General features: G+C 76.2%; 1 protein-coding gene. It reads left to right on the top strand.

Features of this window, described 5'->3' with window-relative positions:
- Positions 1-20: 20 nt before the first annotated feature.
- Positions 21-11,219: a type I polyketide synthase gene (locus ACGFZ2_RS28175; protein ID WP_393458655.1), complete on the top strand. Its 11,199-nt coding sequence runs from the start codon at positions 21-23 to the stop codon at positions 11,217-11,219.
- Positions 11,220-11,242: the final 23 nt, after the last annotated feature.

Here is an 11,242-nt window from a genome sequence, read left to right as displayed (position 1 = left end):
TCACGAGAAAGCGAGATGTCATGGCGGACGAAGAGCGGCTGCGCGAATACCTGACGCGGGTCGTCGCCGAGCTGCACCAGACCCGCCAACGGCTCCGCGAGGTCACCGCCGAGGAGTCCGAGCCGGTGGCGATCGTGGCGATGGGCTGCCGCTACCCGGGCGGCATCAACTCGCCCGAGGACCTCTGGCAGTTCGTCTCGTCCGGCGGGGACGCCATCGGCGACTTCCCCACCGACCGGGGCTGGGACCTGGAGCGGCTCTACCACGCCGATCCCGACAACCCCGGCACCTCGTACACCACCGCCGGCGGGTTCCTGCCCGACGCGGGGCAGTTCGACGCCGCGCTGTTCGGCATCTCGCCGCGCGAGGCCGTCGCCATGGACCCGCAGCAGCGGCTGCTGCTGGAGGTCACCTGGGAGCTGTTCGAGCGGGCCGGCATCGCCCCGCTGTCGCTGCGCGGCAGCCGCTCCGGCGTCTTCGTCGGCACCTCCGGTCAGGACTACGCCGCCGTGCTGCACCGGGCGCCCGGCGTCGAGGGGTACGTGCTGACCGGCACCGCCGCCAGCGTCGTCTCCGGCCGGCTGGCGTACACGTTCGGGCTGGAGGGCCCCACGGTCACGGTGGACACCGCCTGCTCGTCGGCGTCGGTCGCCATCCACCTCGCCTGCCAGGCGCTGCGCCAGCGGGAGTGCGGCCTCGCCCTGGCCGGCGGCGCGACCGTGCTGGCCACCCCCGGCCCGTTCGTGGAGTTCTCCCGGCAGCGCGGCCTCGCCGCCGACGGCCGGTGCAAGTCGTTCGCCGCGTCCGCCGACGGCACCGGCTGGTCCGAGGGCGTCGGCATGCTGCTGCTCGAACGGCTCAGCGACGCCCGCCGCAACGGCCACCCCGTGCTCGGGATCATCCGCAGCTCCGCCGTCAACCAGGACGGCGCGTCGAACGGCCTCACCGCCCCCAACGGCCCGTCCCAGCAGCGGGTGATCCGGCAGGCCCTGGCCGGCGCGAAGCTCACCCCCGACCTGGTCGACGTGGTGGAGGCGCACGGCACCGGCACCACCCTCGGCGACCCGATCGAGGCCCAGGCGCTCCTCGCCACCTACGGCCAGGAGCGGGGCGACGCCGCGCCGCTGCTGCTCGGCTCGATCAAGTCGAACATCGGCCACACCCAGGCCGCCGCCGGCATCGCCGGGGTGATCAAGATGGTCATGGCGATGCGGCACGGCGTCGTGCCGGCCACCCTGCACGTCGACGAGCCCACCCCGCACGTGGACTGGGCCGCCGGCGCGGTCACCCTGGTCACCGAGGCCACCCCGTGGCCGGCCGTGAACCGGCCGCGCCGCGCCGCCGTGTCCTCGTTCGGGATGAGCGGCACCAACACCCACCTCATCCTCGAACAGCCCGAGCCCACCGCCGCCGAGACCGACCGGCCGGACCTCCCCGCGCCCGCACCCGTGCTGCTCACCGGCCGCACCCGCGCCGCGCTGCGCGCCCAGGCCGAGCGCTGGTCCCGGTACGTCGCCGACGACGCCGGGCTGCGACCGGCGGACGTCGCCTGGACCTCGGCCGTGTCCCGCTCGCCCCTGGAACACCGGGCGGTCGTCCTCGCCGACGACCGGGACGGCCTGCTCACCGCCCTGCACGCCCTCGCCGACGACCGGCCCGCCCCCGGCCTGGTCACCGGTGCCGCCGCCGAACGCGGCGGGGTCGCGTTCCTCTTCTCCGGGCAGGGCGCCCAGCGCGCCGGCGCGGGCCGGGAGCTGTACGAGGCGTACCCGGTCTTCGCGGCGGCGCTCGACGAGGTCTTCGCCCACCTCGACCACCGGCTGCCCCGGCCGCTGAAGCCGCTGCTGTTCGCCGAGCCCGGCACCGACGAGGCGGCGCTGCTCGACCAGACCGTCTTCACCCAGGCCGGGCTGTTCGCCGTCGAGGTGGCGCTGCACCGGCTGCTCGGCTCCTGGGGGCTGGCCCCCGACCTGGTCGCCGGGCACTCCGTGGGCGAGCTGACCGCCGCCCACGTGGCCGGCGTGCTCACCCTCGACGACGCCTGCGCCCTCGTCGCCGCCCGCGGCCGACTCATGCAGGCCCTCCCCTCCGGCGGGGCGATGCTCGCCGTCGCCGCCGACGAGGCCCGGGTCGCCGAGTCGATCGCCGAGCTGACCGACCGGGTCGCCGTCGCCGCCGTCAACGGGCCCACCGCCGTCGTCCTGTCCGGCGACGGCGCGACCATCGACGAGCTGGCCGCACTCTGGACCGGACGGGGGGTGAAGGTGCGCCGGCTGCGGGTCAGCCACGCCTTCCACAGCCCGCTGATGGAGCCGATGCTCGCCGAGTTCGCCGCCGTCGCCGCCGGCCTCGACCTGCGCGCCCCCACCCTGCCGGTCGTGTCCAACCTGACCGGCCAGCTGGCCGACCCGGCGCAGCTCACCGACCCCGGCTACTGGGTGCGGCACGTCCGGGAGGCGGTCCGCTTCGCCGACGGCGTACGCACCCTGCGTGCCCACGGCGTCGGCACCTTCGTCGAGGTCGGCCCCGATGCCGTCCTCACCGCCACCACCCAGGAGACCATCGCCGAGGTCGAGGCCGCCGACGCCGTCCCCGCCGTGGTCGTGCCGGTGCTGCGCCGGGACCGCCCGGACCGCCGCGCCCTGCTCGCCGCCCTCGCCCAGCTCCACGTCGCCGGCACGCCGGTGCGCTGGGCGGACCTCTTCGCCGGCCGGCCCGGCCGGCTCGTCGGGCTGCCCACCTACCCGTTCGAGCGGCAGCACTACTGGGTGCCGGCCGAGGCGCCCGGCGACGCGACCGCCACCGCCGGGACCGGCGTGCTCGACCAGCGGTTCTGGGCGGCCGTCGAACGGGCCGACTTCGACGCGCTGCGGGACACCCTCGCCGTGGAGGACGAGGCCGCCGCCGAGTCGCTGCGCACCCTGCTGCCCGTCCTCGCCGACTGGCGGCGGCAGCGGCAGGAACACTCCGTGCTCGACGGCTGGCGCTACCGGGCCGACTGGCAGGTGACCCCCGAGCCCGCCCCCGCGCGGCTGACCGGCGCGTGGCTGCTGGCGCTGCCCGCCGGTGGCGCCGACGACCCCGCCGCCGAGACCGTCCGGGCCGCGCTGACCGGCGCCGGCGCCGGCGTACTGCCGCTGACCGTCGACGCGGGCGCCGACCGGGCCGGCCTCGCCGCGTCCCTCGCCGGCGCCGACCTCGCCGGGGTCGTCTCCCTGCTCGCCGTCGAACCGGCCGCCGCCGACGGCTCGGTCCTGCCCGGCCTGGCCGCCACCCTCGCGCTCGTGCAGGCGCTCGGCGACGCCGGGGTCGACGCCCCCCTGTGGCTGGTCACCCGGGGCGCGGTCGCCGCCGCCTCCTACGACCGGGTCACCGACCCCGCGCAGGCCGCGATCTGGGGCCTCGGCCGGGTGGTGGGCGTCGAGGCCCCGCACCGCTGGGGCGGCCTCGTCGACCTGCCGCCCCGCCCCGACCACCGCACCGGCGGCCGGCTCTCCGCGATCCTCACCGGATCGACCGGCGAGGACCAGCTCGCGGTACGCGGCCCCGGCGTCTTCGTCCGCCGCCTGGTCCGCGCCGCCGTCGGTGACCGCCCCCCGGCGCGCCGGTTCACGCCCACCGGCGCGGCGCTGATCACCGGCGGGACCGGCGGGCTCGGCGCCCGCGCCGCCCGCTGGCTCGCCGGCGCCGGAGCCGAGCACGTCGTGCTGGTCAGCCGGCGCGGACCGGACGCCCCCGGCGCCACCGAGCTGGAAGCCGAGCTGACCGGTCTCGGCGCCCGGGTCACCGTCGCCGCGTGCGACATCGCCGACCGGGCCGCCGTCGCCGCCCTGCTCGACCGGATCGAGGCTGACGGCCCGCCCGTGCGCACCGTCGTGCACACCGCCGGCCTCGCGCAGAGCACCCCGCTGGCCGAGGTCACCCCCGCCGAGCTGGCCGAGGTGACCCTCGGCAAGACCGCCGGGGCCGCCCACCTCGCCGACCTCCTCGCCGACCGGGAGCTGGACGCCTTCGTCGTCTACTCGTCCATCGCCGCCACCTGGGGCAGCGGCGGCCAGGCCGGGTACGCGGCCGGCAACGCGTACCTGGACGCGCTCGTGCAGCAGCGGCGGGCGGACGGCCGGGCCGGCACCGCCATCGCCTGGGGACCGTGGTCCGACGGCGGCATGCATGCGGCCGACGCGGAGCAGAACCTGCGTCGCCGGGGCCTGCCCGCGATGGACCCGACCGTGGCCCTGGGCGCGTTGCCGCAGGCCCTGGACCACGACGACGTCACCGTGACCGTGGCCGACGTCGACTGGTCCCGGTTCGCCCCGGCGTACGCCTCCGCCCGACGCCGGCCGCTGCTCGAGGGCGTACCGGAGGCGCGGGCCGCCCTCGACGGCGGCGCCCCGGTCGACGACGGCGACGAGGGCCCGGCGGCGACCCTGCGCCGGCGGCTCGTCGGGCTGACCCCGGCCCGGCGGGAGGAGACCGTCGCCGACCTGGTCCGCGACCTCGCCGCCGACGTGCTCGGCCACGACGGCGGGGCCGCCGCCGTCCCGGCGACCACCGCGTTCCGCGACCTCGGCTTCGACTCGCTGACCGCGGTGGAGCTGCGCAACCGGCTCGTCGCCGCCACCGGGCAGGCGCTGCCCACCACCCTGGTCTTCGACCACCCCACCCCGGTCGTGCTGGCCCGCTTCCTGCTCGCCGGCCTCTTCGACGCCGACGCCGCCCCGACCGCCGTCGCCGTGCCGACCACGGTGGACGACGACGAGCCGGTGGCCATCGTCGCCATGGCCTGCCGCTACCCGGGCGGCGCCGACGACCCCGAGCAGCTGTGGCGGCTCGTCGCCGACGGCGTCGACGCCATCGGCGACTTCCCCACCGATCGGGGCTGGGACCTCGACCGGCTCTACGACCCCGACCCGGCCAACCCCGGCACCTCCTACACGGACAAGGGCGGATTCCTGTCCGGGGCCGCAGAGTTCGACGCCGGGTTCTTCGGGATCTCGCCGCGTGAGGCTGTCGCGATGGATCCGCAGCAGCGGTTGCTGCTGGAGGCGTCGTGGGAGGCGGTGGAGCGGGCAGGGGTTGACCCGGGGGTGTTGCGGGGTTCGCGAACAGGGGTGTTCGTGGGCACGAATGGTCAGGACTATGGGGCCCTGTTGGCGGTGGCCGCGGACGAGGTGGAGGGGTTCGCGGCGACCGGGAACGCCGCGAGTGTGGTGTCGGGTCGGGTGGCGTACGCGTTGGGGTTGGAGGGGCCGGCGGTGTCGGTGGACACGGCGTGTTCGTCGTCGTTGGTGGCGCTGCACCTGGCGGTGCAGTCGCTGCGGCGTGGCGAGTGCGACCTTGCCCTCGCCGGCGGTGTCACGGTCATGGCCACCCCTGGCACCTTCCTCGAGTTCTCCCGGCAGCGGGGCCTGGCCCCCGACGGCCGGTGCAAGGCGTTCGCTGGGGGTGCGGACGGTACGGGTTGGGGTGAGGGCGTCGGTGTGCTGCTGGTGGAGCGGCTGTCCGACGCGCGGCGTAACGGTCACCGGGTCCTGGCGGTGGTGCGGGGAAGCGCGGTCAACCAGGACGGTGCGTCGAACGGGTTGACGGCGCCGAACGGTCCGTCGCAGCAGCGGGTGATCCGGCAGGCCCTCGCCTCGGCGGGGTTGACCACGGCCGACGTGGACGTGGTGGAGGCACACGGCACGGGTACGACGCTCGGTGACCCGATCGAGGCGCAGGCGCTGCTCGCCACCTACGGGCAGGGCCGGGAAGGGTACGAGCCGCTGCTGCTCGGGTCGGTCAAGTCGAACATCGGGCACACGCAGGCCGCCTCAGGTGTGGCGGGTGTGATCAAGATGGTGCTGGCGATGCGCGAGGGCGTGGTCCCGGCGACGCTGCACGTGGACGAGCCGTCCCCGCACATCGACTGGACCGCCGGCTCCGTGGAGCTGGCGACCGAGGCGCGGCCGTGGCCCGCCGTGGACCGGCCGAGGCGTGCGGCGGTGTCGTCGTTCGGCATGTCCGGCACGAACGCGCACGTGATCATCGAGCTGGCCGAGGAGCTGTCCGCCGAGAGCGTGGAGCCCGAGGCCGGTCCGGACCGGGGCCCGGCGCTGGTCGCCTCCGACGTCCTGGTGTGGCCGGTGTCGGCGCGGTCGAAGGCGGCTCTGGCGGGTCAGGCGGCGCGGCTGGCGGAGTACGTGCGCGAGCGCGGCGACGTTGATGTGGCGGCGGTGGGCTGGTCCCTGGCCACGACGCGGTCGCTGTTCGACCAGCGTGCCGCCGTGGTCGGTGCGAGCGCCGAGGAACTGCTGGCTGGGCTGGACGCCCTGGCCGCCGGTTCGCCGTCCGGGAACCTGGTTACGGGCACCGTTTCCGGGACGGGTGCGGGGGCGGTGTTCGTGTTCCCGGGTCAGGGTGCGCAGTCGGCGCGGATGGCGGCCGGTCTGGTGGGCCGGAGCCCGGTGTTCGACGCGAAGTTGGCCGAGTGCCAGCAAGCTCTCGCCCCGTACCTCGACGTGGACCTGGTGTCGGTGCTCACGGGCGAGGACGAGTCGTGGTTGGAGCGGGTGGAGGTGGTGCAGCCGGTCCTGTGGGCCGTGGGCATCGCCCTCGCGGCGGTGTGGCGGCACGTGGGGGTGGCTCCGGCTGCGGTGATCGGTCACTCGCAGGGTGAGATCGGTGCCGCGTGTGTGGCGGGGATTCTGTCGTTGGAGGATGCGGCAAAGGCGGTCGCGTTGCGGTCGCGGGCGCTGACGGTGCTGCGGGGCACCGGCACGATGGCGTCGGTCGACCTGTCCGCCGAGGCGATCACCGCCCGTCTCGCGGGTTTCCCGGGTGTCGGGGTGGCCGCCGTCAACGGCCCTTCCACCGTGGTGGTGTCCGGTCCGCCGCAGCCCGTCGCGGACCTCGTCGAGGCGTGCCAGGCCGACGGCATTCGGGCGCGGCTGATCCCGGTGGACTACGCCTCCCACTCGGTCGCGGTGCAGGACGTCGCGGAACAACTCCGCGCCGACTTGGCTGACATCGCCCCGCAGGAGGGCCACACCCGTCTGGTGTCGACGTTGACGGGTGACTGGGTGGATCCGGCGTCGATGACGGCGGACTACTGGTATGACAACCTGCGGCAGACGGTGCAGTTCGATGCGGCCGTGCGGGTCGCCGTCGCGGCGGGTCACACGACGTTTGTGGAGATCTCTCCGCATCCGGTGCTGACCATGCCGGTCACGGCGATCCTGGACGACGCGGGCGTCACCGGTCACATCCTGGGCAGCCTGCGGCGCGGGGACGACGACCCGACGCGGTTGCTGACGAACCTGGCCACCGCGTACGCGATCGGCCTGCCCGTCGACCTGACCACCGTCCTCGCTGAGACCGACGCCGTCGACCTGCCCACGTACGCCTTCGACCGGGGGCGCTACTGGCTGGAGGCACCCGCGCACCGGGTGCGGGACGTCGGCTCCGCCGGCCTCCAGGACGCCGGGCACCCGCTGCTCAGCGCGGCCGTGCCGGTGGCCGACGACCAGACGGTGGTGCTGACCGGGCGGCTGTCGGTGCGTACCCACCCGTGGCTCGCCGACCACGCCGTCGGCGGGGTGGTGATCGTCCCCGGCACCGGCGTCGTCGACATGGTGGTCCGGGCCGGCGACGAGGTCGACGCCGGCCAGGTGGGCGACCTGACGCTGATCAACCCGATGGTGCTCCCCGCGAGCGGCGCGGTGCAGGTGCAGGTGCGGGTGGGCCCGCCGAGCGACACCGGCGAGCGCGCCGTGACCGTGCACTCCCGCCCCGAGGACGGCGGCGACGCCGAGTGGACCCGGCACGCCGAGGGCCTGCTGTTGCCGCACCTGCCCGCCCCGACGGCCGTGCCCGGGGAGTGGCCGCCGGCCGACGCCGTCGAGGTCGACACCGACCTCGACGCCTGGTACGCCCGGATGGCCGACGGCGGCCTCGGCTACGGCCCCGCCTTCCGGGGCCTGCGCCGCGTGTGGCGCGGCGACGACGAGGTCTACGCCGAGGTGGCCCTCCCCGACGAGGCGACCGCCGACGCGTCCCGGTTCGGGCTGCACCCCGCCCTGTTCGACGCGGCCCTCCAGGCCAGCGGGGTCACCGCGCTGCTCGGCGACGCGGCGGACACCTCCGGCGCGGGCTGGATGCCGTTCGCGTTCCGCTCGGTCGCCCTGCACGCCCACGGCGCCACCCGCCTGCGGGTGCGGCTGCGGCCCCTCGGCGCGGACACGGTCGCGGTCGCCCTTGCCGACACCGCCGGCCAACCGGTCGCCACCGTCGAGTCGCTGACCTTCCGGCCGGTCGCCGCGGGCCGGGCCGACGAGGCCGCCGCGCTGCGCCGCAACTCGGTGTTCCACCTGGACTGGATGCCCCTGCCGGCCCCCGACGCGGTGGCGGGAGACACCCGCTGGGCGCTGCTCGGCGACGATGACCTCGGCCTCGCCGAGGCGCTGGCCGCCGCCGGGCACCCGGTGCGCGGCCACGCCGACCTGGCGACGCTGGTCGCCGCGATCGAGCGGTACGGGGACGTACCCGATGTGGTGCTGGACCTGCGGTCCGGCACGGACCCGGACCCGGACCGGGCCGGTGCGGCCGCGCACGAGGCGGCCCGGGACGCGCTCGCGCTCGTTCAGGGTTGGCTCGGCGAGCCGCGGCTGGAACGGGCCCGGCTGGTCCTGCACACCCGGTGCGCGGTCGGCGCCGCCCCCGGCGAGGCCCCCCGCGATCTGGCCCGGGCGAGCCTGTGGGGGCTCGTCCGCTCCGCGCAGTCCGAGCACCCCGGCCGGTTCACGCTGGTCGACACCGACGACTCCGCCGCCTCCCTCGCGGCGGTCCCGGCGGCCGTCGCCTCCGGCGAGCCGCAGCTCGCGGTCCGCGACGGCGCCCTGCTGGTGCCCCGGCTGGCCCGGGCGCGCGACGTCGGGGTGTTGCCGCTGCCCGCCGACGAGGTGCCGTGGCGGCTGGACGTCACCGAGCAGGGGACGCTGGAGAACCTCGCCCTGCTGCCCGTCCCCGAGGTGACCGGGGACCTGCCGGCGGGGCACGTCCTGGTCGGGATGCGCGCCTCCGGGCTGAACTTCCGGGACGTGGTGCTCGCCCTCGGCATGGTCCCCGACCAGCAGGTGCTGGGCAACGAGGGCGCCGGCGTGGTACTCGGCGTGGGGCCGGGGGTCACCGACCTCGCGCCCGGCGACCGGGTGATGGGCATCTTCTCCGGCTCGTTCTCCTCGGTCGCGGTCACCGACCGCCGGCTGCTCACCCGCATCCCCGACGGCTGGTCGTACGCCGACGCCGCCGCCGTGCCGGTGGTCTTCCTGACCGCCTGGTACGGCCTGGTGGAGCTGGCCCGGCTGCGCGCCGGGGAGTCCGTGCTCGTCCACGCGGCGGCCGGCGGGGTCGGCATGGCCGCCGTGCAGATCGCCCGCCACCTCGGCGCGGAGGTTTACGGCACGGCCAGCCCCGGCAAGTGGCCGGCGCTGCGCGCCACCGGCTTCGACGACGCGCACCTCGCCTCCTCCCGCAGCCTCGCCTTCGCCGACGAGTTCCGCGACCGCACCGACGGGCGGGGCGTCGACGTGGTGCTCAACGCGCTCAGCGGCGAGTTCGTCGACGCGTCGCTGGGGCTGCTCGCCCCGGACGGCCGGTTCGTCGAGATGGGCAAGACCGACAAGCGGGACCCGGAGCGGGTCGCCGCCGACCACCCCGGCGTGAGCTACCAGGTCTTCGACCTCATCGAGGCCGGCGAGGACCGGATCGGCGCGATGCTGGCCGAGCTGATGGCGCTCTTCGCCACCGGCGCGCTGCGGCCGCTGCCCCGGCGCACCTGGGACGTCCGGCGCGCCCCCGAGGCGTTCCGCTTCCTCAGCCAGGCCCGGCACGTCGGCAAGCTCGCCCTGAGCATCCCGCAGACGCCCCGGCTCGACGGCACGGTCCTGGTCTCCGGCGCGACCGGCACCCTCGGCGCGCTGCTCTGCCGGCACCTGGTCACCGCGCACGACGCCCGGCAGTTGCTCCTGGTCAGCCGGCGCGGCCCGGACGCCGAGGGCGCCGACGAGTTGCTCGCCGACCTCAAGGCGCTCGGCGCGGACGTGTCGATCGTCGCCGCCGACTTGGCCGACCCGGACGCCGTCGCGGACGTGGTGTCCATGGTGGATCCGCGGCAACCGCTGCGGGCGGTCGTGCACGCGGCCGGCGTCCTCGACGACGGCACCGTCGAGTCGCTCACTCCGGACCGGCTCGACGCGGTGCTGCGGCCCAAGGTCGACGCGGCCTGGAACCTGCACCAGGCCACCCTCGGCCACGAGTTGACCGCGTTCGTGCTCTTCTCCGCCGCCGCCGGCGTCTTCGGCGGCCCGGGCCAGGGAAACTACGCCGCCGGCAACGCGTTCCTCGACGCCCTCGCCGAGCACCGGCGGGCCCTCGGCCTGCCGGCGGTCGCCCTCGCCTGGGGGCGCTGGGCCCAGGCCAGCGGCATGACCGGGCACCTCGACTCGGCCGACATCCGCCGGCTCGACCGGGGCGGCATGGCCGCCCTGGCCAACGACGAGGCCCTCGCCCTGTTCGACGCGCTCTGGCGCGCCGAACGGGCGGTGCTGATGCCCGCCAAGATCATCACCGGGGTGGCCGCGCCGGGGGCGCCGGTCCACCCGCTGCTGGCCAACCTGGTCCGCCCCGGGGGCCGCCGGGCCGCCGCCGGCGAGGCCACCGACGGGCAGGCGTACGCCGAGACGCTGCGCGCGCTGCCCGACGACAAGAGGGCTCGCGCCCTGCGCGAGCTGGTGCTGTCGCACGTGGCGGTCGTCCTCGGGCACGGCGACCCGGCCGGCATCGAGCCGACCCGCGCGTTCCGGGAACTCGGCTTCGACTCGCTCACCGCCGTCGAGCTGCGCAACCGGCTCGGCGCGGCGACCGGGCTGCGGCTGCCGGCGACGCTGGTCTTCGACAACCCGACGCCGACCGCGCTCGCCGACCACCTGGCCGGGCAGTTCGCCCCGGTGGCCCCGGCGGGGGACCGGTCGGTGGCGGGCCGGGAGCTGGACCGGCTGGAGGCGGCGCTCGTCGGGCTCGACCCGGCCGACGACGAGTTCCGCCGGATCACCGACCGGCTGCACGGTCTGCTGGACCGGCTGACCGAGCGGCAGGCGGACGCGGACGGCGACGACGACCTGGAGTCGGCCACCGCCGAGAACATCTTCGACCTGATCGACCGCGAGCTGGAGACGTCGTGACCCCCAGCCGCAACGACATCGGC

Origin of the sequence: Micromonospora sp. NPDC048063 (genome assembly GCF_043202855.1) — a bacterium.
GTDB lineage: Bacteria > Actinomycetota > Actinomycetes > Mycobacteriales > Micromonosporaceae > Micromonospora.
The sequence above is the reverse complement of the archived record's forward strand: the minus strand, read 5'-3'. Positions and strand labels throughout refer to the sequence as shown.